At 75.6% G+C, this 23,561-nt stretch carries 28 protein-coding genes; 15 read left to right on the top strand and 13 right to left on the bottom strand.

The annotated features are described in order from the left end of the window. Nucleotide 1 precedes the first annotated feature (1 nt). A complete protein-coding gene (locus ABD994_RS06885) occupies nt 2-466 on the bottom strand; it encodes a PPOX class F420-dependent oxidoreductase (RefSeq protein ID WP_345412189.1) in 465 nt (154 codons plus the stop codon). A 50-nt stretch (nt 467-516) separates the two neighbouring features. On the opposite strand from ABD994_RS06885, the gene ABD994_RS06890 reads away from it, so the two are divergent. From ABD994_RS06890 to ABD994_RS06905, 4 genes are all read left to right on the top strand, one after another. Beyond that, on the top strand, nt 517-1,284 hold the full coding sequence (locus ABD994_RS06890; protein WP_345412191.1) for an SDR family oxidoreductase: 768 nt from the start codon (nt 517-519) through the stop codon (nt 1,282-1,284). A 59-nt stretch (nt 1,285-1,343) separates the two neighbouring features. Then, the gene (coaA, locus tag ABD994_RS06895; protein ID WP_345412193.1) at nt 1,344-2,309 is read left to right on the top strand and encodes a type I pantothenate kinase; all 966 of its coding nucleotides are present in this window, start codon (nt 1,344-1,346) and stop codon (nt 2,307-2,309) included. 77 nt (nt 2,310-2,386) lie between these two features. Further along, the gene (locus ABD994_RS06900) at nt 2,387-2,854 is read left to right on the top strand and encodes a MarR family winged helix-turn-helix transcriptional regulator (RefSeq protein ID WP_345412195.1); all 468 of its coding nucleotides are present in this window, start codon (nt 2,387-2,389) and stop codon (nt 2,852-2,854) included. Nucleotides 2,855-2,914: 60 nt separating this feature from the next. Further along, nucleotides 2,915-3,469, top strand: coding sequence for a DinB family protein (locus tag ABD994_RS06905; protein WP_345412197.1), 555 nt, complete (start codon nt 2,915-2,917; stop codon nt 3,467-3,469). On the opposite strand, the gene ABD994_RS06910 is transcribed toward ABD994_RS06905, so the two are convergent. Both ABD994_RS06910 and ABD994_RS06915 read right to left on the bottom strand, forming a co-directional pair. Next, entirely contained in the window at nt 3,470-4,267 is a 798-nt protein-coding gene (locus ABD994_RS06910; RefSeq protein ID WP_345412200.1) for a DUF427 domain-containing protein, read from the bottom strand. 73 nt (nt 4,268-4,340) lie between these two features. Next, a complete protein-coding gene (locus ABD994_RS06915; RefSeq protein WP_345412202.1) occupies nt 4,341-4,991 on the bottom strand; it encodes a GOLPH3/VPS74 family protein in 651 nt (216 codons plus the stop codon). 92 nt (nt 4,992-5,083) lie between these two features. Between ABD994_RS06915 and ABD994_RS06920 the strand changes: the two genes are divergently transcribed. After that, nucleotides 5,084-5,833 (top strand): YqjF family protein, encoded by a 750-nt coding sequence (locus tag ABD994_RS06920; RefSeq protein ID WP_345412205.1) that lies wholly within the window; start codon nt 5,084-5,086, stop codon nt 5,831-5,833. Nucleotides 5,834-5,891: 58 nt separating this feature from the next. Here the strand turns inward: ABD994_RS06920 and ABD994_RS06925 are convergent, their stop codons facing one another. Beyond that, nucleotides 5,892-6,305, bottom strand: a complete 414-nt coding sequence (locus tag ABD994_RS06925; RefSeq protein ID WP_345412210.1) for a hypothetical protein — start codon at nt 6,303-6,305, stop codon at nt 5,892-5,894. A gap of 114 nt (nt 6,306-6,419) precedes the next feature. Between ABD994_RS06925 and ABD994_RS06930 the strand changes: the two genes are divergently transcribed. Continuing rightward, nucleotides 6,420-7,220: an MmyB family transcriptional regulator gene (locus tag ABD994_RS06930; protein WP_345412213.1), complete on the top strand. Its 801-nt coding sequence runs from the start codon at nt 6,420-6,422 to the stop codon at nt 7,218-7,220. A 58-nt stretch (nt 7,221-7,278) separates the two neighbouring features. Here ABD994_RS06930 and ABD994_RS06935 read toward each other — a convergent pair whose 3' ends face one another. Beyond that, the gene (locus tag ABD994_RS06935) at nt 7,279-7,896 is read right to left on the bottom strand and encodes a class I SAM-dependent methyltransferase (RefSeq protein ID WP_345412217.1); all 618 of its coding nucleotides are present in this window, start codon (nt 7,894-7,896) and stop codon (nt 7,279-7,281) included. Nucleotides 7,897-7,985: 89 nt separating this feature from the next. Here ABD994_RS06935 and ABD994_RS06940 point away from each other — a divergent pair, with 89 nt between their 5' ends. Genes ABD994_RS06940 through ABD994_RS06955 form a run of 4 tightly spaced genes read left to right on the top strand, consistent with a single transcriptional unit; the run spans nt 7,986 to nt 11,858 of the window. Next, nucleotides 7,986-8,891, top strand: a complete 906-nt coding sequence (locus ABD994_RS06940; protein WP_345412219.1) for an acyl-CoA thioesterase — start codon at nt 7,986-7,988, stop codon at nt 8,889-8,891. Between the two features lie 37 nt (nt 8,892-8,928). Further along, the gene (locus ABD994_RS06945) at nt 8,929-9,624 is read left to right on the top strand and encodes a DUF998 domain-containing protein (protein WP_345412221.1); all 696 of its coding nucleotides are present in this window, start codon (nt 8,929-8,931) and stop codon (nt 9,622-9,624) included. Nucleotides 9,625-9,627: 3 nt separating this feature from the next. Further along, entirely contained in the window at nt 9,628-10,479 is an 852-nt protein-coding gene (locus ABD994_RS06950) for a M15 family metallopeptidase (protein WP_345412223.1), read from the top strand. A 2-nt stretch (nt 10,480-10,481) separates the two neighbouring features. Continuing rightward, nucleotides 10,482-11,858 carry a pyridoxal phosphate-dependent decarboxylase family protein gene (locus ABD994_RS06955; RefSeq protein ID WP_345412225.1) on the top strand — a complete coding sequence of 459 codons (1,377 nt, stop codon included), beginning with the start codon at nt 10,482-10,484 and terminating at the stop codon, nt 11,856-11,858. Here ABD994_RS06955 and ABD994_RS06960 read toward each other — a convergent pair. Next, nucleotides 11,845-12,285: a MarR family winged helix-turn-helix transcriptional regulator gene (locus tag ABD994_RS06960; protein ID WP_345412227.1), complete on the bottom strand. Its 441-nt coding sequence runs from the start codon at nt 12,283-12,285 to the stop codon at nt 11,845-11,847. The two genes, ABD994_RS06955 and ABD994_RS06960, sit on opposite strands and share 14 nt — an antisense overlap. Nucleotides 12,286-12,346: 61 nt before the next feature. On the opposite strand from ABD994_RS06960, the gene ABD994_RS06965 reads away from it, so the two are divergent. The 4 genes from ABD994_RS06965 to ABD994_RS06980 are packed head-to-tail and all read left to right on the top strand — an operon-like array spanning nt 12,347 to nt 14,520. Further along, nucleotides 12,347-12,673 (top strand): antibiotic biosynthesis monooxygenase family protein, encoded by a 327-nt coding sequence (locus tag ABD994_RS06965; protein WP_345412229.1) that lies wholly within the window; start codon nt 12,347-12,349, stop codon nt 12,671-12,673. Nucleotides 12,674-12,691: 18 nt separating this feature from the next. Further along, nucleotides 12,692-13,450, top strand: coding sequence for a 5-formyltetrahydrofolate cyclo-ligase (locus ABD994_RS06970; RefSeq protein ID WP_425550037.1), 759 nt, complete (start codon nt 12,692-12,694; stop codon nt 13,448-13,450). Between the two features lie 57 nt (nt 13,451-13,507). Next, a complete protein-coding gene (locus ABD994_RS06975; protein ID WP_345412234.1) occupies nt 13,508-13,918 on the top strand; it encodes a hypothetical protein in 411 nt (136 codons plus the stop codon). Between the two features lie 32 nt (nt 13,919-13,950). Then, nucleotides 13,951-14,520, top strand: a complete 570-nt coding sequence (locus ABD994_RS06980; protein WP_345412236.1) for a Uma2 family endonuclease — start codon at nt 13,951-13,953, stop codon at nt 14,518-14,520. 6 nt (nt 14,521-14,526) lie between these two features. On the opposite strand, the gene ABD994_RS06985 is transcribed toward ABD994_RS06980, so the two are convergent. Further along, the gene (locus ABD994_RS06985; protein WP_345412238.1) at nt 14,527-15,588 is read right to left on the bottom strand and encodes an AbrB family transcriptional regulator; all 1,062 of its coding nucleotides are present in this window, start codon (nt 15,586-15,588) and stop codon (nt 14,527-14,529) included. A 12-nt stretch (nt 15,589-15,600) separates the two neighbouring features. Further along, nucleotides 15,601-16,806 carry an MFS transporter gene (locus ABD994_RS06990; protein WP_345412240.1) on the bottom strand — a complete coding sequence of 402 codons (1,206 nt, stop codon included), beginning with the start codon at nt 16,804-16,806 and terminating at the stop codon, nt 15,601-15,603. 460 nt (nt 16,807-17,266) lie between these two features. On the opposite strand from ABD994_RS06990, the gene ABD994_RS06995 reads away from it, so the two are divergent. Continuing rightward, entirely contained in the window at nt 17,267-17,917 is a 651-nt protein-coding gene (locus tag ABD994_RS06995) for a sigma-70 family RNA polymerase sigma factor (protein WP_345412242.1), read from the top strand. On the opposite strand, the gene ABD994_RS07000 is transcribed toward ABD994_RS06995, so the two are convergent. The 5 genes from ABD994_RS07000 to ABD994_RS07020 all read right to left on the bottom strand — a co-directional run bounded on the left by ABD994_RS07000 (nt 17,865) and on the right by ABD994_RS07020 (nt 23,481). Beyond that, nucleotides 17,865-19,088, bottom strand: a complete 1,224-nt coding sequence (locus tag ABD994_RS07000) for a class I SAM-dependent methyltransferase (protein WP_345412466.1) — start codon at nt 19,086-19,088, stop codon at nt 17,865-17,867. The genes ABD994_RS06995 and ABD994_RS07000 overlap by 53 nt on opposite strands. Before the next feature lie 38 nt (nt 19,089-19,126). Further along, nucleotides 19,127-20,485 carry an FAD-binding oxidoreductase gene (locus tag ABD994_RS07005; RefSeq protein WP_345412244.1) on the bottom strand — a complete coding sequence of 453 codons (1,359 nt, stop codon included), beginning with the start codon at nt 20,483-20,485 and terminating at the stop codon, nt 19,127-19,129. A gap of 103 nt (nt 20,486-20,588) precedes the next feature. Continuing rightward, nucleotides 20,589-21,491, bottom strand: a complete 903-nt coding sequence (locus ABD994_RS07010) for a YhjD/YihY/BrkB family envelope integrity protein (RefSeq protein ID WP_345412246.1) — start codon at nt 21,489-21,491, stop codon at nt 20,589-20,591. A 48-nt stretch (nt 21,492-21,539) separates the two neighbouring features. Then, on the bottom strand, nt 21,540-22,061 hold the full coding sequence (locus ABD994_RS07015) for a UGSC family (seleno)protein (protein WP_345412248.1): 522 nt from the start codon (nt 22,059-22,061) through the stop codon (nt 21,540-21,542). Nucleotides 22,062-22,068: 7 nt separating this feature from the next. Next, entirely contained in the window at nt 22,069-23,481 is a 1,413-nt protein-coding gene (locus ABD994_RS07020) for a hypothetical protein (protein ID WP_345412250.1), read from the bottom strand. Nucleotides 23,482-23,561: the final 80 nt, after the last annotated feature.

Here is a 23,561-nt window from a genome sequence, read left to right on the forward strand (position 1 = left end):
CTCAGCCGGTGGCCAACCGGGCGGGGAACCCGCCCGTGGCGATCGGGCCCCAGTGCTCCACCGTCAGCCGGATCAGCGCCTTGCCCTGCTTCGCCATCGCCTCGCGGTACTCCTCCCAGTCCGGGTGCTCACCGGAGATCGAGCGGAAGTACTCGCACAGCGGCTCGAGCGCGTCCGGCAGGTCGAGCACCTCCGCGGTGCCCTCGACGTGCACCCACGGCCCGTCGAAGTCGTCGGAGAGCACGCACATCGCCACCCGGGGGTCGCGCCGGACGTTGGCGACCTTGGCCCGCTCGGGGTAGGTCGACACCAGCAGGCGGCCGTCGGCGTCGATGCCGAGGGTGACCGGCGAGGTCTGGCTGCCGCCGTCGCCGCGGCGGGTGACGACGATCGCCTTGTGCCGCGTGCGCAGGAAGGCGACCAGCTCCTCGCGCCCCACCCGGTCGTTCGTCGCCACGTTCGCCATGTCCATGAGCGTAGCGGCGCGGCCCGACACCGCCGTCTACGGTGATCTCCGTGGAGGCGCTGCAGGGCCGGCGGGTCGTCGTCACCGGGGCGAGCTCGGGCATCGGGGCCGCGGTGGTGCGGGCCGTGGCGGCCGCGGGCGGGCGGGTCGGGCTGCTGGCCCGCCGGGCCGACCGCCTCGCCGCCCTGGCCGACGAGGTCGGCGGGCACGCTGCCGCGGCCGACGTCACCGACCCGGACGCCGTGACCGCGGCGCTCGCCCGGCTCGCCGGGTCCCTCGGCGGCCTCGACGCCGTGGTGGCGGCCGCGGGGACGATGCACCTCGGCGCGGTCGCCGACACCGACCCGCGGCGGTGGCGCGAGGTGTTCGACGTCAACGTCGGCGGGCTGCTGGCCACGGCCCACGCCGCGCTGCCGCACCTCGGCGAGGGCGCGAGCTTCGTGACCATCTCGTCGATGTCGGGGCGCCGCGTGCCCTCGGCGGCCGGCGGGGTCTACGCGGCGAGCAAGCACGCGGCCCACGCCGTGGACGAGACCCTGCGCCGCGAGGCCGGTGCCCGCGGCGTCCGGGTGACGACGGTCGCGCCGGGGTTCGTGGCCACCGACCTCATGGTCGGTGACGCCGCGCGCGACGACGTGGCGGCGTTCCGGGAGCGGATGCACGACCTCGGGCTCACCCCGGAGCACGTCGCGGCGGCGGTCGTGCACGTGCTCGGCCTGCCGCCCGAGGTCTGCGTGGTGGAGTACGCGCTGACGTCGACGGCGCAGCAACAGCAGGGAGACGGAGCGCAGCGGAGCTCGACCCGGCAGCAGCAGTGACCCCGGTTCGGTGACCTGCGCCGCAGCGGGTGGCGGCCGACCCGGCCGCGGCGAGAACAATGGCCCGCTATGAGCGCCGCGGAGCCGCAGTCGTGAGCGGTAGCCCGTTCGTGGACTTCGACCGGTCGTCCTGGTCGCAGCTGCGCGACACGAGCGCCGTCCCGCTCACCGCGCACGAGCTCGAGGAGCTGCGGTCGCTGGGCGACCCCGTGGACCTCGACGAGGTCCGCGACGTCTACCTGCCGGTCTCGCGGCTGCTCGACCTGCACATCCGCGCGACGTCGGGCCTGCTCGAGGCCTACCGGACGTTCCTGCGCCAGGACGAGCAGGCCACGCCGTTCGTCGTGGGGATCGCGGGCTCGGTCTCGGTCGGCAAGTCGACGACGGCGCGGCTGCTGCGCCTGCTGCTCGCGCGCTGGGCCGACCACCCCGACGTCGCGCTGGTGACCACCGACGGCTTCCTCTACCCGAACGCCGAGCTCGAGCGCCGCGGCATCATGCGGCGCAAGGGGTTCCCCGAGTCGTACGACCGCCGGGCGCTGCTGCGCTTCGTCTCGGACATCAAGGCGGGCAAGCCCGAGGTGCCGGTGCCCACGTACTCGCACCTGACCTACGACGTGCTCGAGGAGCAGCGGGTGGTCTCCCGCCCGGACATCCTCGTGCTCGAGGGCCTCAACGTGCTGCAGCCGGCGCCGCAGACGGGCGAGCGCGCGAGCGCGCTCGCCGTCTCCGACCTCATCGACTTCTCCATCTACGTCGACGCGCACCCGGCGGACGTCCGGCGCTGGTACGTGGAGCGGTTCCTCGCGCTGCGGGAGACCGCGTTCCGCGATCCCGCGTCGTACTTCCGGCGCTACGCCGAGATGGACGAGGCGGCGGCCCGCGCCCAGGCGGGGGCGCTCTGGGACGAGATCAACGGGCCGAACCTGCGCGAGAACATCGCCCCGACCCGCTCGCGGGCCGGTCTGGTGCTCACCAAGGGTGGCGACCACTCCGTCCGGCGCATCCGGCTCCGCAAGCTGTAGGCACCGGAGCGGTGGCCGGGGGAGTGACACACAGCGACTCCTCATCCGCAGCCGACCGGCGGATGGGACAATGGGGTATGTCCACTTCCGCCACCGGGACGCAGGTGGGGCCGTCCGGTGGGTCCGGATCGTCCGATCCGGACCTCCCGTCGCGCCTGCGGCTGGCCGTCGGCCGACTCAACCGCCGCATCCGTGTCGACACCGCGGCGGCCCTGCCGCCCCTGCAGACCTCGGTCCTCGCGACGCTGGAGGACCAGGCGCCGCTGCGCCTGTCCGAGCTGGCGCGCCGCGAGGCCGTCACGCCGCCCACCATGAGCCGGGTGCTCGCCGCCCTCGACGACGCCGGGCTGCTGGTGCGCACGCCCGACCCGCAGGACGCGCGCTCCGCCCTCATCCACCTCTCCGACGCCGGTCACGAGGCCATCCGCCGGATCCGCACCGAGCGGACCGCGTCGCTCGCGCACCGGCTCGACCGCCTCGACGACACGCAGCGCGCGGCCCTCGAGGCCGCCCTGCCGGCGCTGGAACGACTCGTCGAGGAGTAACCGGGATCACCGCCCGGAGTAACACTCTGCGTCCGGGCAGCGACACACGGTGTGTCAGGAGTGGACGAACCAACCCCGGGAGAGCCGGTGGGCTTCCAGGCGCCCCTGCAACGACGTCCCGCGCCACCGGAGGTGGCCGACGAGCGCGAGGCCCTCGAGGGCTGGCTCGACTACTTCCGGTCGCTCGTCGTGCTGGCCCTCGACGGCCTCGACGAGGCCACGCTGCGCCACCGCGTGCCCGCGCACAGCGGGCCGAGCCTGCTCGGCATCGTCAAGCACCTCACCGACCTCGAGCGCACGTGGCTCGTGGAGCGCTGGGGCGGCCGCGGCGCCCGGCACGTCCCCAGCTACGTCGACGACCCGGTCACCGGGTTCCGGCTGGCCGACGTCGAGCCGACCGACGAGGTCGTCGGCACCTACCTCGCGGTGTGCGAGCGCGGCCGCGACGCCCTGGCCGGCGCCGAGTCGCTCGACGACACCGTCCGCGACGACCGCCGCGGCCACATCGAGCTGCGCTGGATCCTCCTGCACCTCATCACCGAGACGGCCCGCTACGCCGGGCAGGCCCAGGTGCTGCGCGAGGCCGTCGCCGAACTGCCGCAACCGGACTCCTGATCAGCGCGTGACCTCGGCGGTCACCACCAGGTCGTCGTGGGCGAAGCAGACCAGGCCCTCGATGGCGCGGGACTCGTCGGTGGGCGTCTCGTACGACCACGCCGCGTCCTCGATCACCCGACCGTCGGGCAGGCGCACCGAGAAGTACGTCGCGTGCCCCTTGTACGGGCAGGTCGTGCGCTTCCCGGACGGCTCGAGGGTGCCCGCGACGGCGTCGCGCGCGATGTAGAGGCGGTCGACCAGCCCGGTCTCGCCCAGCAGGATCCCGCCCGCGGCGTCGGCCACCGGCACGCCGTCGGTGGTGGTGACGGTGACGTGGCGGCTCGTGTGCCGCAAATCCACGCGGTGGTACGGGTCGGTGAGGTGCCCGATGACCTCGTCGTCCTCGTCGAGCCAGCGGTCGGCCGCGCCCGGCGAGAGCACCGCGAGCCCCGCGAGCCAGGACGCGTCCGGCTTGGGGTCCGGGTAGGCCCACACGGCGTCGGTGACCACGCGGTCGCCCACCCGCAGGCTGCGGTAGGTCGCGTCGCCCTTGAACGGGCAGTGGGTGGTGGTGTCGCTGGGCTCGAGCAGGTCGGCCCGGAAGTCCTCCTCCGGCACGTAGAGCTGCGCGGGCAGCCCGGTCTCGAACAGCAGGTTGCCGCGCGTCGTGTCGAGCACGGTGACGCCGTCGACCTCGGCGCGCACGCGGCGGGTGAAGGGCTGGAGCAGCAGCGAGTGCGCCGGCCCCTCGACGGTGAACGTCCGGGTCTCGGGCAGCTTCCGCGACAGCGGGCCACCGAACATGGTCAGGGCCACGACGACCTCCTGGGTGGTGCGGGACTCCTCCGGTGCAACCCCGGGGGCCGGGTGTTGTTCCCGGCAGGACCCCTCACGACGTGGCGGCCACCGCCCCCGCCGATGCGGCCGCCGCGACGGCGGCGTGGACGTCGGCGACGGCGCGGCGCACGGCCTCGCCGGCCCACTCGCCCTCGGCGACCTCCTTGCTCCGGGCGCGCAGCTCGCGCCGCGGCGCGTCGAGCAGCTTGTGCTCGGCCTTCACCGCCCGCACGAGCGCCACCAGCGCGGCGTCGTCGGGGCTCGGTGCGACCCCGTCGACGAGCACCGCCCACAGCCGCCCGAGCGCGGCGTCGCGGCGGGTGGTGTCCGCCGCGGGGTAGCGGGGGCTGCGGGGCATCCCGAGGAAGCTGCGCTCCTGGAGCGTCACCGCCCCGTCGTGCACGAGGCCGGCCATGAGCGGGTCGCGGACCCGGCCGTGCAGCTTCTCGATCGCGGACTTCGGCGAGGTGTCGGCGGGGAGGCGGTCGAGGGCGATGTCGAGGACGTGGTCGCCGCTGGGGGTGCGGTCGTCGACCACGAGCCCGGTGCGCCACCGGCCCTCGGCCAGGTGGGCGCGCCCGTCGATGACGAGCTGGAGCACGACGGCCCCGGCGAGGGCCCGCGGCAGCGAGGTCGAGTCGACCAACGGCGCGCCCGTGGCGGGGTCGTGCAGGAGCAGGGCCAGGTCCTCGGCGGTGCGCATGGGCTCATCGTGGCGGGCGCCGGCCCCGCGCCGCCTCCTCCTCGCGACGGAGATCGCGCGTGGACCTCCGCCCCAGCGGGGATGAGAGCGGGGTGACCGACCCCGTGACCGAGCCCGTGACCCGCGAGGCGCCCGGCTACCGCGGGCCCACGATGATGACCCAGCGCTGGGCCGACGTCGCCTTCCTGCACTGGGCCGTCGAGCCCGGGCTCGTCGCGCCGATGCTGCCGCCCGGGGTGCGGCCCGACGTCCGCGACGGCGTCACGTGGGTGGGGCTCGTGCCCTTCCGGATGGTGGGGGCTGGGGTGCTGCGGGGGCCGTCGATCCCGTGGCTCGGGACGTTCCCGGAGACCAACGTCCGGCTCTACACGGTCGATCGGCGCGGCGTGCGCGGCATCGTGTTCCGCAGCCTCGACGCCACCCGGCTCGCGGTGGTCGCGGGCGCGCAGGCGGCGTTCGGGCTGCCGTACCGGTGGGCGTCGATGTCGATCACTGACTCCGGTGCCGAGCGGACGTACGCGACGTGGCGCCCGCACCCCGGGTGGGTCCGGGTGCGGGTGGGGGAGCCGATGGCGAGCGGGCCGCTGGAGGAGTTCCTCACGGCACGCTGGGGCCTGCACGAGCGGCACCTGGGAGTCGACTGGTACGTGCCCAACGTCCACGAGCCCTGGCCCCTGCACCACGCCGAGCTGCTCGAGCTCGACGACACGCTGCTCGCCGCCGCGGGCTTCCCGGACCTCGCCACCCGACCCCCCGACCACGTCGCCGCGTCGCCGGGCGTGTCGGTGCGGTTCGGGTTCCCCCGTCCCTGGCGGCCCCCGCTGCGCCGGCGCCGGCCCTGACCGCGGGTTACTGGCTGGTATCGCTCGCTGAGCGAGCGATACCAGCCAGTAACCGGGGCTAGCGGCGACGCAGCCCCGTCGCCCACTGGAGGTCGGCGAACACCGCGACCGCGGCCGCCTGCGCCAGCACGACCACGGCGCCGAGGACGGTGAGCTGCTCCCACGCGCCCACCACCAGGCCGAGGCTCATGAGCACCCAGGCGCTGTTGCCGAGCACGACGACCCAGGTCGTGCCGCGGGGGACGGTGCGGCCGCCGGCCAGGACCAGCAGCCCGCCGGCGTAGAGGACCAGGAAGACGCCCACGCCGGTGAGCAGCGCGGGCGGCAGGCCCAGCAGCGTGTCGAGCACGCCCGCGGCGGCCGTGGCGGCGAGGCCGAGGGCGCCCGACGCGGCGGCGTCGAGGCGCAGGACGCCGCGCAGCGCGCGGTGGCGGTCGGCGGTCGGGGTGGTGGGGGTGGTCAGCGTCGTCATGGTTCCTCCTCGGTCGGTGCCGTCTGCCGAGAACCGTGCGGCGGGGGAGGTAGCCGCGTCGATGACCTCCGAGGTCATGGCCGCCGCGCGCCGCCGGCCCTAGCGTCGGCTGCCGTGACCAGCACGCTCGACGCCCGCCCCGCCCCCGGCGACCTGCTGCGCGGGTGGCGCACCCGCCGCCGGCGCAGCCAGATGGACCTCGCTCTCGAGGTCGGGGTGTCGACGCGCCACCTGAGCTTCGTCGAGACGGGGCGGGCCCGGGCCAGCCGCGAGCTGCTGGTCGACCTGTGCGAGCACCTGGAGGTCCCGTTGCGCGAGCGGAACACGCTGCTGCTGGCCGCCGGCTACGCGCCGAGCTACTCGGAGTCGCGGCTGGACGCCCGCGCCCTCGACGCCGTCCGCGGCGCGCTGGAGCACCTGCTCGCCGGGCACGAGCCGTTCCCCGCGCTGGTCGTCGACCGCTGCGGCGACGTCGTCATGGCCAACCGCGCGGTCGGGGCGCTGCTCGCCCTGCTCGACCCGGCACTGCTCACCCCGCCGGTGAACGTCTACCGCCTGAGCCTGCACCCCGACGGCCTCGCGCCCCACGTCCGCAACCTGCCGGAGTGGGCCGGGCACCTGCTGCACCGCCTCGAGCGCCTCGCCGACCTCACCGGCGATCCGCGCCTGGTCGCGCTGCGCGAGGAGCTCGCCGGCTACGCCCCGCCGCCGCCGACCGGACCGGCGGCCCGTGCGGCGCACGTCATGCTGCCGCTGCACCTCGCCCACCCCGACGGCGACCTGCGCCTCTACTCGACGATCACCCACTTCGGCGCGGCGTGGGACGTCACGCTCGACGAGCTCTCGCTCGAGTCGTTCGTCCCCGCCGACGACGCCACCCGCGCCCTGCTGGAGTGCCTGGTCGCCGAGGGCTGACCGCGATCCGAGCGAGGGGCACCCTCGCTCGATCTGGTCGAGCGAGGGTGCCCCTCGCTCAGCTCGGGGGGTCGGCGCGCCGGGTCGCGTGGACCGCGATGACCGGGTCGCCCGGGGCCTCGCGGTACTCGGCGACCGGCTCGTCGAACACCCCGGCGTCGTGGAGGTAGGTCGCGACGATGGCGGCCCGCCCGCGGTCGTCCGCCCCCAGCCACCCGCGGATCGCCTTCGTCGGGAAGCACCGGTTCGAGAACGTCAGCGCGAAGATCCCGCCGGGACGCAGCACCCGCCCGACCTCGGCGCACACCGCGACCGGCTGCGTCAGGTAGTCGATCGAGACGGTGCAGAGCGCGGTGTCGAAGGACCCGTCCGGGAAGGGGAGGACCGGGTCGGCGTTGAGGTCGTGGACCACGCGGACGTCGGCCATCGGGTTCGCGTCGAGCTCGGCGGCGTTCATCCCGAGCACGGTCAGCCGCCGCGGGCGGGTCCGCAGGTGCGAGACCCACGAGCTCATGAGGTCCAGGACGTCGCCGGTGACGCCGACCTCGTCGTAGAACGCGCCGACCGCCGCGATCGCGCCGTCGTCGATGTGCTGGACCAGCCGCGGGGGGCCGTAGAAGCCGGCGTCGTCACCGGGGTCGGCGCGGTCGAAGAAGCCGGGTGGGAACGCGGTCACGGGCCCCGGGTGCCCCGGGGTCGCCCGTCACATGTGATCCGGGCGGTGCGGCCGGGTGCCGGAGCCGGGGGATCGGGACGATGACCGTCATGTCCGACCCCGCCACGGTGCTGCCCGCCGGGCCGTCCCTCGCCGACGACGCCGGCGGCCTGCTCGACGCCGCCCCGTTCCCGGTGCTGCGCCCGGTGACCCCGCGCTACGCCGACCTCGGCGGCGACGGCCGGGTCACCACGGTCGCCCTGGCGCGCTGGTTCGAGGAGGCCCGGGTGCTCGCCGAGCTGCCCCGCTTCCGCCGCCTGGTCGAGGACGGCGGCTTCGCCCCGTTCCGCATCCTGCTCGCCGCCCAGCGGATCCACCGTCTCGAGGCTCCGGTCCACCGCGCCGAGTACCGGGTCGCGACGGGCGTGCGGCGCATCGGCGGGTCGTCGTACTCCTACGGCCACGCGGTGTTCGACGGCGACCGTCCGGTCGCGGTGTCGGACTCGGTGACGGTGCTGGCCACCGGGTCGGGGCCGAGCGGCCTGCCCGACGCGCTGCGCGAGGACCTGGGGTCGATGGTGCTCGAGGAGCCCGGCGGCGGCCCGCCCCGGCCCGAGGCCTCCCGGCGCGAGCGGTCCCGCTACCCGCTGGCGCACCCGCTGGTGACGCGCATCGGCGACGTCGACACGAACCGGCACGTCAACAACGTCGCGCTGCTGTCCTGGTACGCCGACGCGGTCGCGGCCTGGCAGTCGGCCCGTCTCGGCGACCCCGACGGCGGCCCGCCCGAGGAGCTCGCGCCGTCCGCGTGGGAGGTCCAGTACGTCGACGAGGTGGCGCACCCGCGCACCTACGACGTCGCGCTCGCCGTCGACCGGGAGACGGCGGGCGGTGGGCTGCACTACCGCGCGGGGCTGTTCAGCGGTGATCGCTGCGTGGGGCTCGCCGACGGCTTCGGCGCGGCCGGCCCGTTCACGGGGGCGGGCCTCGGCCCGCGCTCGGCCTACCGCCGGTGAGCGGAACGCGGCGGCGGGCCCGCACGTTGACCGGGCCGTGACGACCTCGCAGCTCGCCCCGGCCGTCCCGGTCCGGACGGTGGCGGCCGGCGCGCGGGCCGGCGTGGCCGCGGTGGCGCTGGCGCTCGCGCTGATCGGCGTGCTGCACCTCGTCGGGCCGTCGGCGCGGATCGACCCGGTGCGCCGCACGATCAGCGAGTACGCGCTGGTCCCGGGCGGCTGGGTGTTCGACGTGGCCGTGGTCGGCCTCGCGCTGGGCTCGGCCGGGGTGCTGGCGGCGCTGGTCGCGGCCCGGCTCACGCCCGCGTGGTCGTGGCCGTCGGTGCTGCTCGGCGCCTGGTGCGCGGGTCTGCTGCTCGTCGTCGCGTTCGAGAAGACGAACTGGTCGATCGGCCCCAGCGTCTCGGGCTACGTCCACCGCTACGCGAGCCTCGTCGCCTTCCTCGCGCTGCCCCTGGGGGCGCTGCTGCTCGCGCGCCGCCACCGCCGGGACGCCGACGCCCGCCCGCTCCTGCGCTGGGTGCGAGCAGGGTCGTGGCTGGCGCTGGCGTCGTTCCTGCCGATCGTCGGGGCGATCGCCCTGCGCGGGGTGATCGGCGTGCCGTGGTGGCGCGCCGTGCCGCTGGGCCTGCTCGAGCGCGGGCTGGCGCTGGCCGAGGTGCTCGTCGTCGCGGTGCTCGGCGTGTGGGCCCTGGCGCACGCGCGGCGGGGGAGCGGGGCACTAGCGTCCTGACCCGTGCCGGGTCCGGAGCGCGAGGCGGGCAGCCGCCTCGCCGTCGTGGTGCTCGCCGCCGCCGTCCTCGTCGTCGCCGCGATCGTCGCGCTCGACCGCGACGACCCGGCGCCGACGCCGACCGCCGCCGCGGTGCCGGCCCTGGCGACCCCGACCGTCCCGACCACCACCCCCGACCCCGTCCTCCCGCGCCGGGCCGACGGCTTCGGGGAGGTCCTACCCACCCCGCCCGAGCTCGTCGACCGGCGCCGCACCGCCCCGGACGTCCTGCCGCCGCCCGCGTCCGGCGGCTACGAGGCGACCGTCGCCGCGGTGCCCGCCGACGTCCTCGCCCGGTCGACCTGGCGGCCCGGCTGCCCCGTCGGGCCGGACCGGCTGCGCTACCTGCGGATGTCGTTCTGGGGCTTCGACGACCGCCCGCACACCGGCGAGATGATCGTCCGCGACGACGTCGCCGACGGCGTCGTGGGCGTGTTCCGGCAGCTCTTCGACGCGCGCTTCCCGATCGAGGCGATGCGCGTCGCCTCCGCCGACGACCTCACCGCCCCACCGACGGGCCGGGGCAACACCACGGGCGCCTTCGCGTGCCGTCCCGCGACCGGCCAGACCCGGTTCTCCGCCCACGCGTACGGCCTCGCGGTCGACGTGGACCCGTTCCAGAACCCGCTCGAGCGCCGCGACGGCCTGGTCGTGCCGGAGCTCGCGTCGGCCTACACCGACCGGTCGTGGCGCCGGCCCGGCATGATCACCGACGGCGACGTCGTGGTCCGGGCCTTCGGCGCGCTGGGCTGGACCTGGGGCGCAATGTTCCGCGCCCCGAAGGACACCATGCACTTCTCGGCGACGGGCGACTGACCGTGGACGACCTGGACGCCGTCCTCGACCGCGCCCGCCGCTTCGCCGACGACTGGCTGGGCGCGGTGGGGGAGCGGCCTGTCGCCGTGCCGGTCGCCGACGCGGACGCGCGGGCGCGGTTCGACGACCGCCTGCCCACGCACGGCCGGCCCGCCGCGGAGGTGCTCGACGAGCTGGCGAGCGCCCTCGAGCCCGGGCTCGTCGCGAGCGCCGGGCCGCGCTACTTCGGGTTCGTCACCGGGGGCGCGCTGCCGGTGGCCGTGGGCGCGGACTGGATGGTCTCCGCCGCCGACCAGAACGCCGCGGTGCGGGTGATGTCCCCGGCGGTCGCGGCGCTGGAGGACGTCACCGGCGCCTGGGTGTGCGAGCTGCTCGGGCTGCCGGCCGGCTCGGCCGTGGGGTTCGTCACCGGCGCCCAGATGGCCACCGTCGCCGGTCTCGCCGCGGCCCGCCACGCGCTGCTCGCCGCGCAGGGCTGGGACGTCGGCGCCGGCGGGCTCGCGGGCGCGCCCGTGCCCACCGTGGTGATCGGCGCGATGGCCCACTCCACCGTGCTGGCGGCCCTGCGCCTGCTCGGGTTCGGCGCCGACCGCGCCGTGCGCGTCCCCGCCGACGACCAGGGGCGGATGCGCCCGGAGCTGCTGCGCGACCTGCTGGCGTCGATCGACGGGCCGGTGCTGGTGTGCGCGCAGGCCGGGCAGGTCGACACCGGGGCGTGCGACCCGCTGGACGCCGTCGCCGACGCGGTGGGGGAGCGGGCGAGCGCGTGGCTGCACGTCGACGGCGCGTTCGGGCTGTGGGCGGCCGCGGCGCCGGCCCGTCGGCACCTCGTCGCGGGTCGGGAGCGGGCCGACTCGTGGGCGGTCGACGCGCACAAGTGGCTCAACGTGCCGTACGACGGCGCGATGGCGATCGTCCGCGATCCGGCCGCGCTCGCCGCGGCGTTCTCCAGCGCCGCCGCGTACATCACGATCGGTGCGGGCGACCCGTCCGGCCGGACGCCGGAGAGCTCCCGGCGGGCGCGGGCGGTGCCGATCCACGCCGCGCTGCGCCACCTGGGGCGCGACGGCGTCGCCGACCTCGTCGAGCGCTGCTGCACCCTGGCCCGCCAGGCCGCCGACGAGCTGGGCGCGCACCCGCGGATCGACGTCCTCAACGACGTCGTGCTCAACCAGGTCCTGTTCGCCCCGCGCGGCGCCGACGCGGCCGAGCTCTCCCGGGCCGTCGCCGCGGACGGGACGTGCTGGGTCGGCACCAGCGCCTGGCACGGGCGGCCCGCCCTGCGGCTGTCGGTGTCGAACTGGTCGACGACCCCGGCCGACATCTCCCGCTCCACCGCCGCGATCACGACGGCGCTCGACCGCCTCACGGGCCGGTAGGGGCCGTCAGGTTCGCCGCGCAGACCGCCAGCAGCTCGGTCAGCGTCGCGACCTCGCGGGCGGACAGACCCGCGAGCATGCGCTGCTCGACCTCGGTCATCGCCGCCTCGGCCGCGTCCAACCGTGCGCGACCCGCGTCGGTGAGCGCCATCGGCCGCGCCCGCCCGGCACCGGGCTCGGCCGGCGTGACCGAGCCGGCCGCGCGGAGGCCGGCGAGGACGTCGGCGAGCGACTGGCGGGTGACGAAGCACCGCCGGGCGACCTCGGCCGACGACGTCCCGGGGGCGTCCGCCAGCGCGCGGAGCACCGCGTACTGGCTCACCGAGACCCCGGCGTCGCGCAGCGCGTCGTCGCCGGCGTGGCGCAGCGCCTGCTGGACCTGCTTCACCCGCCATCCGGGGCGGTCGGCGACCGGGACTTGACTCATGTCAGGAACCTTACACAATGAGGAACGTCCGTCAGGAACCTGACACACCGAGGAGCTCACCGTGCCCACGTCGACCATCGCGGCCGGGACCACCGTCACCACGCTGATCAACCACTTCACCGTCGCGCCCGAGCGCCAGGCCGAGCTGGTCGCGCTCCTGGAGGAGGCCACGGAGGAGGTGATCCGGCACGTGCCGGGCTTCGTGTCGGCGAACCTGCACGCGAGCCTCGACGGCACCCACGTCGTCAACTACGCGCAGTGGGAGAGCCAGGAGGCCCTCGAGGGGATGTGGGCGGACCCGGCCGCCCGCGAGCACATGGCCGCCGCGACGGCCATCGCCACCGCCGAGCCGCGGATGTACCGCGTGGCGTCGGTGCACCACGTGTGAGGCCGTACCGTGATCGCCGTGGCGAGGCGGCACGACGTGGACGCCGGCGGCCCGGCCGAGGTCAACGAGGCCAAGGCGGCGGTCCGGCAGCGGGTGTGGGACGCGCTGAAGGAGCAGCGGCTCGCACGGTTCCCCGGGGCACACGGGCGGATCCCGAACGTCAGCGGCGCGGAGGCGGCGGCCGAGCTGCTGCGCGGCACCGAGGTCTGGCGGCGGGCGCGCACGCTCAAGTGCAACCCGGACGCCGCCCAGTGGCCGGTGCGCCAGCGCGCCCTCGAGGACGGCAAGACGGTCTACATGGCCGTCCCGCGCCTGGCCGAGGAGGCGCCGTTCTTCCTGCTCGACCCCGAGCACCTCGCCGACACGCCCCGCAAGGCCTCGTCGATCAAGGGCGCGGCGGCGTCCGCGCGCACGGTCGCGGTCGGCGACCTCGAGCCCGTCGACCTCGTCGTCACCGGCTGCGTCGCGGTCGCCGAGGACGGCGCCCGGCTGGGCAAGGGCGGCGGCTTCTCGGACCTCGAGTTCGCGGTGGCCAGCGAGGCCGGGCTGGTCGCGCCGGACACCCCCGTGGTGACCACGGTGCACGAGCAGCAGGTGGTGCCCGTCGGCGAGATCCCGGTGACCGACCACGACGTGCGCCTCGACCTCGTCGTCACCGCCGAGCGCGTGATCACCTGCACCCGGGACGTCCGCCACCCCGGCCGCATCGTCTGGGACGACCTGACCGAGGAGAAGATCGCCGCCATCCCGCTGCTCGGGCGTCTGCGGCCGTCCTGAGCGTTTGCTTCGGCAAACCGGCACCACGGCGTCGACGGGCGGCGTCACCGTGACCGCATGACACCCTCACCCGAGCTCGCCGCTCCGCTGCTCACCGACGACGACGTGGCGGCCCGCGTCGAGGCGCTCGTCGGTCCCGCCACCCAGGACGGGTGCGTGTGGCTGCTGCTCGTCGACGGCGACCGGCGGCAGGCGCCGACGGTCATCCCGATCGAGGACTCACCCCGCCGGCCCGAGCGGCACCTCACCGAGGGTCTGCGGGCCATGCTCGCCCACCTCACGGACATGGTGGCCACCGCCGCCGGCCCGGGGTCCTGCGTGTTCGTCCTGGAGCGTCTCGGCCCCGCGGAGATCGGTCGGGACGACGAGGAGTGGGCCGCGGCGCTCGACGGCGCCGCCACCGGCGCAGGGCTCGGGACGCTCGGGGTCTTCCTCAGCACCCCGTCGGGTGTGCGCCGCGTGCGGTAGCGGCCTGGTCGGGGGAGCGGGGGAGAGGGACGATGACGACCGTGAGCGGACTGGCGTCGACCTCGGGCTACACGGTGGCCGAGCTGCACGCGATGCCCGACGACGGCCGGCGCCGTGAGCTCATCGACGGGATGCTCTTCGTGAGCCCGGCGCCCGGGTGGCCGCACCAGGAGATGGCGCTGACCCTGTACACGCTGCTGCGGGCGGCGTGCCCGCCCGAGCTCCACGTGCTGGCGGCTCCCTTCGCGGTCACGACGAGCGTCGTCGACGAGGTCCAGCCCGACGTCCTGGTGGCCCGGTTCGCCGACCTCACGTGGGCGAACCTCCCGGTGGCGCCGGTACTGGCCACGGAGGTGGCGTCGCGCAGCACACGGCTGCACGACCGCAACACGAAGAAGGCGCACTACGAGCGCCTCGGGGTGCCGTCGTACTGGGTGCTCGACCCGGACGGCGCGGGGGCGATCGAGGTCCTGGAGCTGGACGCGGGCGGCCGGTACGCGTCCGTGGCCGAGGTGGTGGGCGACGACGTCGTCCCGGTGACCCGGCCGTTCCCGGTGGCGCTGTCGCCGGCCCGGCTCCTCGACGGGCTGCGCCGCTCCTGACCCGCGTCATCGGTCCGGGGCCACCGCGCTCCGGCGTCCGACGAGGCGGGCGAGCAGGGGAGCGACCAGCAGCATGAGCAGCACCCGCAGCACCTGGACCGCGACCACCGACGTCACGTCGACGCCCGACGAGATCGCCGTGGCGAGCACCGCGTAGACCCCGCCCGGCGTCGTGGCGAGGTAGCCCTCGAGCGGGGTCATGCCCGTCGCCCAGGACAGCAGCAGCCCGAGCCCGGCGCAGATCGCGATCACCGCGAGGATCAGGGCGGTGGCCAGCGGCAGGACCCGCAGCACCGTGGCGAGCGCCCGGCGGGTGAACCGCAGCCCGGCCTGCCAACCGATCACCGCGTAGGCGACGTCGACGAGCAGCGTCGGCACGGCGACCCCGACGAGCAGCCCGGACAGGCTCAGGCCCGCCGCCAGCACCATCGGTCCGAGCAGGGCACCGGCCGGGACGTGCAGCAGCCTCGCCAGCGGCACCCCGACCACGGCGCAGCCCAGGACCGCGAGGACGCCGACCCACCACGGGGCGGACGCCGGACCGGCCGCATCGCCGCCCGCCGCGACGTGCGACGCGCCGTACCCGACGACGGCCACGACCGGCATCGACGCCGTCACCAGCCCGACCCGCAGGTACTGCACGACCGAGACGATCCGCTCGTCGCCGCCGAGCTCGCGGCTGATCGCGACGAGGCCGGAGGCGCCGCCCGCGGTCTGGGCGAGCATGCCGGTGAGGGCCGAGACACCGCGCTGGACGCCCATGACGAGCCCGGCGGCCATGCTCACCACCAGGGTCCCGACGCTGACCAGCAGCACGGGCAGCCAGTCGGCCGCGACGGCGCCGAGCGTCTCGGGGCGGGCGAGCAGCCCGATGACGACGCCGATGACCGCCTGCGCCGCGGACGTCGCGTGGCGGGGGACGGCGCGCGGGCCGAGACCGGCGAGCGCCACGACCGTCGCCACCAGCAGGCCGGCGAACAGGGCGGCCGAGGGGACGGCGAGGGCCGCGAGCCCGACGGTGGCCGCCACCGTCAGCGCCGCGAGCAGGACCCACCGCCACCCCGTCACCAGGTGCGGACTCTAGGCCTCCGCGGGCGGTCCGCCCGGCTGCGCGCCCGGCGTCACACCCGGATCGGCCGACGACCGCGGCAGCAGGGCAGCCAACACCAGCCCCGGGACGGCGAGCGCGGCGATGGCGAGGAGCCCCGCGACGGGCGCGGCGATGAGGGGCTCGACAGCGAGCACGAGCACGACCCCGCCGAGGTTGCCGGCGAGCAGCAGCAGGGCGGTGGCGCTGGCGGCCGCACCCGCACCGACGCGGGCCTCGGACCAGTCGAGGGCGATCGGCAGCCCCGCCAGCAGGAAGAACCCGGCGACGGCGAGCGCGACGGCGGTGACCGCGGCGCCCGGCGCGGACGCGGTGACGGCGAACGCGACCACCACCGCGGCGGGCACGACGACGAGCGCCGCCCGGCGCCGGTCGCGGCGGGCCGCCCAGCCGGGGACGACGGCCGCGCCGACGATCCCGGCGAGCGTCATGAGCGCGACGAGCGGGCCGCCCGCGCCGGGCAGCCCGAGGCCGCCGACGAGGACGTCGAGCCAGGTGGCCGCCGCGTTGAAGATGCCGACGCCGACGAACAGCAGGCCGGCGAGCAGCCAGAGGACGCGGTCGCGGGGGAGCGCGTGATCGGTGGTCCGGGCTGCGTCGGCGAGGGGCGGCACCCGCAGGGCGAGCAGGGTGGCCAGCGCCCCCGCGACGGCCACCACCGCGCCGAGGAGGAGCAGCCCGGTGACCCCGCCGACGGCCAGGACCGGGCCGCCGGACAGCGCGGCGACGAGGATGCCGGCGAACTGCCCGGCGCTGCCGACCGAGATCGCCGTGGTGCGCTCGCGGGGCGGGAACCAGCGGGCGGCGACGGCGGTGGTCGCGTTGAGCACCAGCGGCTGGCCGGCGGACACCACGAGCTGGCCGGTGAGGATCCAGCCGTAGGAGCCGGCGTCGACGAGGCGCACCAGGGCGCCGCCGGCGGTGAGCACCGCGCCGAGCGCCAGCGCCGGGCCGAACCGCCGGTCGGCGAAGCGACCGGCCGGTAGAGCGAGCAGGACGTAGAGCAACGGCTCGACGGCGGCGAGGTTGCCGACGGCGCCGTCGGAGACACCGAGCGCCCGGCCGACGTCGGACGTCACGGGCGCGAACCCGAGCCACAGCAGCTGCGTGGACGCCACCAGGAGCGTGAACGCGGCCAGCACCGCCCAGCGGGCCCGGACCACCGGCGCGACCTGCACGATGGCGGAACCTAGCGGGGGTGGGGCTCCTCCTGTCGAAGTGACATAATGTCGATTATCGGATCGACCGACAGGGCGCGAACGCGGCCGACGTGGCGGCTTTCCTGACGTTGGACGTCAGCGTGGACGCCAGGCAAGCACACCCCGTGCGCCGTCGTCCCGCCGCGATGACCGTGATCGAGATCCGTTCGTCGGGCCTGGCCGACCGGTGACGGCGCGCACCCGGTGGACCGTGTCCGGCCGATCGGCCGCTGGGCGGTGAGTCCGGCCGCCGACCGCGCGCCTCCTTCCCACGTCCCACCCGATCGAGCACGGTGGGGTCACGACCGGGTCGCGTGTCGGGACGTGCATGTCCGGACGGTGACGTCCCGGTCACCGATGGTGATCGTGCCCGGACCACGACCGGGCACCTGGGGGGACGGCGAACGGTGGAGCGACGGGGGCGGCGGGGGTGTCGCCGGTGACCGAGGAGTCCGACGAGATCGACCGGCTGGTCGCCGCGGTGGTGGCCGGTGACCGCGCAGCGCTGAACCAGCTGCTGGTGATCCTGCGCCCCCTGGTCGTGCGCTACTGCCGGTCGCGGCTCGGTACCGAGCGCGGCGGCGTCGCGGCCGACGACGTCGCGCAGGAGGTCTGCCTCGCGGTCCTCAAGTCCCTCCCGACCTACACGGACCAGGGCAAGCCGTTCCTCGCGTTCGTCTACGGGATCGCGGCCCACAAGGTCGTCGACGCCCACCGCAGCGCCGGGCGCGACCGCTCCGAGCCCACCGACGACGTCCCCGAGGGCTTCACCGACGTCGCGGGCCCCGAGCAGCACGCGCTGGAGATGTCGGCGAGCACGGAGATGCGCGCCCTGCTCGCGCAGCTGCCGGCCAAGCAGCGCGAGATCCTCGTGCTGCGCGTCGTCGTCGGGCTCTCCGCCGAGGAGACCGCGCTCGCGGTCGGCTCCACGCCCGGTGCCGTGCGCGTGGCCCAGCACCGGGCGGTCGCCAAGCTGCGCGGCGTGCTCGGCGAGCCCGGCGACCGCGGGCCCGACGACACGCCGCCGAGGGGGTTCCTCAGAACGAAGGACGCAGCGGGAACCCCGAGCGGGCGTCGGGGCCGAGCTTGACCCCGAGCACCTGGTGGAGCTGGATGTTGTTGAGGTCGAACCCCACCTGGCACGCGGGCATGTAGAGCCGCCACACGCGGGCGCGGCCCTCCCCTGCCTCCTGGACGCACTCGTCCCAGTGGGCGTCGAGGTTGGCCGACCACCCGGCGAGCGTCTTCGCGTAGTGCTCGCGCAGGTTCTCCTCGTGACGGATCTCGAAGCCCGCCGCGTTCATCCGCGACACGAGCCAGCCGACGGGCAGCAGCTCGCCGTCGGGGAAGACGTACCGGTCGATGAACGCGTCGGCGTGGGCCCGGTGGTGGGCGTCGGGGCGGGTGATGCAGTGGTTGAGCAGCCGGCCGCCCGGGCGCAGCTTGCCGTAGAGGAACCGGAAGTAGCCCGGGATGTTGCGCCGGCCGATGTGCTCGGTGAGACCGATCGAGCTGACCGCGTCGAAGCCGGACTCGGTGACGTCGCGGTAGTCGCTGTGCCGGATCTCGACGAGGTCGCCGAGACCCCGGCGGGCGACCTCCTTCTGCGCCCAGGTGGCCTGGTCGCGCGAGAGCGTCACGCCCAGCGCCTGGACCCCGTGGTGTTCCGCGGCGTGCATCGCCATCTGGCCCCAGCCGCACCCGACGTCGAGCAGCCGCATCCCCGGCTCCAGGGCGAGCTTCTGCGCGACCAGCTCGTGCTTGTTCTCCTGCGCCTCCTCGAGGGTTGCGCCCGCGGAGGGGTAGACCGCGCAGGTGTAGGCCATCGAGGGGCCCAGCACCAGCTCGTAGAAGCGGTTCGAGACGTCGTAGTGGTGCTCGATGGCGCTCGAGTCGCGACCCTTGGAGTGCCGCCGGCCGTGCTGGCGGTGCTCCTCCGGCGGCGGCGCGATGCGGTGGCGCCACCGCAGCGGGGCCAGCCGCGCGACCATCTTCAGCAGCGTCGACGGCGGCACGTCCGAGACGGTCAGCTCGCTCATGGCGGTGAGGGCCTCGTAGAGGTCACCCTCGACGTCGAGGTGACCGGAGACGAACGCCCGGGCGAGCCCCAGCGTGTTCGGCGAGCTGGCCAGGTAGGCCAGCGCGGTCTCGCTGCGCACGTCCACGGTGGCCACGGGGTCGGCGGCGGCCGGCGGCGACGCACTCCCGTCGTAGGCGCGGATGGTGATGGGGGCCTGCTCCCCCAGCACCGGTCGGAACATCTCGGCGACCTGCACGACGATCCTCCCTCGGGTGTGACTCAGCCCGTCACGGTCTTGGTGTAGAGATCCGGGAGGCGGCCGTCCGGGTCGTAGCGGGCCTTGAGCTCGCGGTATGTCGCCCCTCCGTAGAGCGCGTCGAACTCCTCGCGGGGATAGCTCGCCGTCGAGTACAGCGACTTGTGGCCGTCCATGCCGAGGAGCACCTGCTCGATGCGCCGGTTGTGGTGGTCCGGCGCCTGGCCCGGGGAGAGCTCGGCGTCCGACCAGAACCCGACGTTGACGTAGGTCGTGTCGGGGTCCAACGGGTACAGCGGCCAGCTCCGTCGATCCCGCTGACGGAGGGGGCACAGCCAGACCGGGCTGATCCCGATCTCGTCGTGGAAGAACGCGAGGAACTCCGGCAGCCGGTCCACCGGTACCTCGACGTCCTGGATGATCGGCTCGACGCCGGCGGCCCCGCCGCGGCGGGCGACGGCCTGCGAGAGCCCGAGGCGGCGGTCGAGCGCGACGAGCCGGCGGTAGACGTCCGACCGCCGGTACCGCGACGGCCACAGGCGGCGCACCACGGGGTGCTGCACGCCCAGCGCGCGCGAGCACCAGAACCAGTCGGTGTCCCACCGCCAGAGGTAGTCGTGGATGGTCAGGAAGTCGCTGTCACGCTCCTGGATCGACCGGTAGTAGATCCCCTGGCCGGTGTAGTCGGACAGGTAGGGCGCGGTGTCCACCATCTCGCCGACGGTCACGTAGTGCTCGTGGTCGGAGAACACGGTGCCGTCGACGACGTCGACCCGCTCCCCCGCCCACGACCGTGACTCCGTGATCTCCGCCAGGGCCGTCGCGACCTCGGCCGCGCTGTCGAAGCGGACGTGGCGCAGCCGGACGAACGGCCGCACCGGGGCCAGCTCGATGCGCAGGCGCAGCGCGTAGCCGAGCGTCCCGTAGGAGTTGGGCAGGCCGCCCAGCAGGTCGGGGTGTTCGGTGGTGGACAGCACCTCGCCGGTGCCGGTGAGCACGTCGGCCTCGAGCACCGACTCGTGCGGCAGCCCGTCGCGGAACGAGCTCGACTCGATGCCGAGCCCCACCACCGCGCCGCCGAGCGTGATCGTCTTGAGCTGCGGCACCACGAGCGGCATCAGCCCGTGCGGCAGGGTCGCCGCGACGAGGTCCTCGTACGTCGTCATCCCGCCGACGTCGGCGGTGCGGGCGACGGGGTCGACCGACAGGACGCGGTCGAGACCCTCCACGCGCAGCCCGCCCTCGCCGCCACGGAAGCGGAAGAGGTTCGAGGTCTTCTTGCGCAACCGCACCGGCGCGTCCGGCGGCAGCTCGGCGAGCCCCCGTCGCACGGCCTCCACGGCCCGGCGGTGATCGGTCTCCGCGTCGACCACGACGCTCATCCGCGTGCCTCCTCCCGGTTACGGCCCGCAGCGTATGCCCGCTGTGAGCCGTCGGCACCGGTGTTCGGCGTGGGGTGGACCACCCGGCGGAGCGTCCGGGCGGTCAGCCCACCAGGTCGGCGACGAGCTCGATCCCCGCGCGGGCGTTCTCGCCCCGGTCCGAGACCGCGTCCGGGGCGCGGGTGTCGGTCCAGACCGTCACCAGGAACAGCCAGCGGACCACGAGGTAGACGATCACGAGGAACCCGACGAGGGCCCCGAGCGCGGTCACCGCCGGCGACGTCCCGACCAGGCGGAAGTACAGGCCGCCGAGCTGCTGCAGGACGACGAGGCCCACGGCGGCCACCGCGGCCGCGGGCAGCAGCGGGCGGACGGGTCGCGCCGGGCGCGGCAGGTGGGCCAGGCACCACGCCACGACCAGCCAGTTCGCGACGAGCCCGACCGCCAGGCCGCCGACCGCGAGCACCGTCCGGGCGCCGGTGGTGCTGATGAGGCCGAGCAGGCCGAGCAGCGACCGCCCCAGGACGCCGGTGAGCGCGGCGAGCGTGAACGACACCGCGAGCGCGAGCCCGACGCCCAGCAGCGCCCCGACGTCGTGGACGGCGTGGTGCAGCCGCCGCTCCGGGAACGGGCGGCCCAGCAGGGCGGTCACGGCGTCGCGCAGGTGGCTGATCCAGCTCCACCCGGAGACCGCCGCGGCGGCGAGCCCGAGCAGGCCGAGGGCACCGCGCTCGGCCACCACGACGTGGACGACGTCGACGACCTCCGCGCTCACCGGCGGGGGCAGGGCCGCCGCGACGAGGGCCTCCACCTCGGCGAACACGCCGTCGCTGGCCGAGAGCACGAAGCCGACGGCGGAGACCGCGAGCATCAGCAGGGGCACCAGCGCGAGCACGGTGAAGAACGTGACCGCGGCGGCCAGGTGGTCACCGTGGCGGGAACGGTAGACGCGCCGCGTCTCGCGCAGGCGCCGCCACCACGGCCCCATCAGGCGGCTCATCGCCATCGGCCCAGGCAACCACGATCGTGTGCGGCGCCGGCACGGGGGGTCGGGTCAGCCGCCGGCGGTCACCGCCGCGAGCACCCGCGGCAGGGCCTCGTCGGCCAGCGCGGCCATCTCCTCGTCGGTCCGGTCCTGGATCGGGTGGGCGACGTAGACCGCGGGCACCGCGGCGAACCCGAGGGCCCGGGCCTGGGCGTCGGTGGCCGTGACGAACTCCGTCGACGCGACGAAGGTGGCGGTGACGCCGTCGGCCTCGAGGGCGGCGAGGTCGTGCACACTGCACGACGTGCACGAGCCTCAATCGGCGAGTGCCTCGATCACCACGTCGCACTCGGCGGCGATCTCCGCGCGCAGGTCCGCCGGCATCGGGCGGGTGAACGTCGGCTTCGCGTAGCGCCGCACGGTGACCCCCCGCTCGGCGAGCAGGGTCTCCAGCCGGCCGAGGAAGACGTCCCCGCGGGGCTTGCTGATGTCGAGCAGGCCGACGGTGCGCCCGGCCAGGTCGTCAGGCCGCGGACCGACCGTGCGGGACGCGGGGCGGGACTCGTCGGTGGGGTCGAGCACGAAGGTCATGACGGCGTCACTCCTCGATCAGACGGGTCACCGGGCTGCTGCCGCCGGGGCCACCGACCCAGCCGCCGATCACGGTGGAGAACTTGCCCGCTCCCCCGCCCGCGACGGCCACCAGGAGCCCGCCGGGCCGGAACTTCGGGTGCGGACGCCGCGGCGCGGGGACGCCCTCCTCGATGCCGCCGGCGCCGCGGACGAGCTCCTCGGGCGGGATCAGCAGCAGCTCGTCGAGCGCGGCGGTGAACCGCGCGCGGTCCCAGCCCGCCTCGGCGAAGACCGCGACGTGCTCGGGCGGGAGCACCAGCACCGCGTCGAAGCCGGGCGCGAGCTTCGGGTGGCCCACCCCGCGCAGCGCCGCGGCGAGCGAGCGGGCCAGCGACCCCGGCGTGCGCGAGATCTGGTCGACGACCCCGCGGGCGCCCTCGGCGGCGAACACGGTCACCGCCGAGGCCCCCGCGGGCACCCCGCGCGAGACCGACAGCGGCTCCCAGGGCGAGGCGTCCTCGTCCTCGGCGAAGCACAGCCCGACCTTGCCGGGCTGGCCCAGCGTGGCCCGGTCGACCTCACCGGGCCGGCCGCCGCCGACGTTGCGGATCACCAGCTGCAGCGCCCGCCCGATCGTCGCGTTGGCCCGCGTGCCCTGGCCGAGGGCGTTGCCGCCGGCGTTGACGCCGATCCGCCGGGCGATCGGGCCGTGCACCAGCACGGCCGGGCCCGCGCCCCACGTCGTGGCGAGCAGGCCGTGGGCGTTGAACTCCTCCGCGCACGCCGCCTCGACCGCGGCGAGCACCACCGGCAGGTACTCGGGCCGGCAGCCCGCGAGCACGGCGTTGATGGCGACCTTCTCGACCGTCGCGGGCACGAGGTTCGGCGGCACCACGGCGACGACCTCGTCGGACGCCCGCGTCGTGCCGGCCAGCATCCGCAGCACGCGCGGCGGCGTCGGCGCGACCACGGGCAGGCCGTCGGTCCACCCGCGGTCGTACAGGGCCTCGGCCTCGTCCTCGAGCCCGGCGAGCTCGACCCGGCGGGCGGCCAGCTCGTGGCCGCGGGTACGCACCAGCATCGCGTCGGCGACCTCGGGGTCGTGGGTGCGCGAGCCGCAGCCGGGCTTCCAGTCCGGCAGGTCGGTGCCGAGGTCCGCGACGCCGCTGAGCTCCCGCCACCGGTCGCGGTCCCAGCCCTCGGCGCGCTGCGTCTCCACCCCGTGCTCGCGGCGCAGCAGCGTCGGCACGACATCGATGCCCAGCGCCACGCTGGCGTCGAGGTCGGTGTCGTCGAGGACGCCCACGCCCGCCGGGAAGGCCGGGTCGTCCTGGCTGTAGACGGTGGCGGCCAGGTCGCCCAGCACGGGCGCGACGAGCCGGCACGTCGGGCAGTCCTGCTTGACGACCACCACGAGACCGTCGTCGGGCAGGCTCACGCCCCGGACCGTACCGAGGTTCCGGCGCCCCCGTGTCGAGAAGCCCGTGTCGAGAAGCCGGTGTCGAGAAGCGGTGACCG

Origin of the sequence: Actinomycetospora chlora, from assembly GCF_039542135.1 — a bacterium.
GTDB lineage: Bacteria > Actinomycetota > Actinomycetes > Mycobacteriales > Pseudonocardiaceae > Actinomycetospora > Actinomycetospora chlora.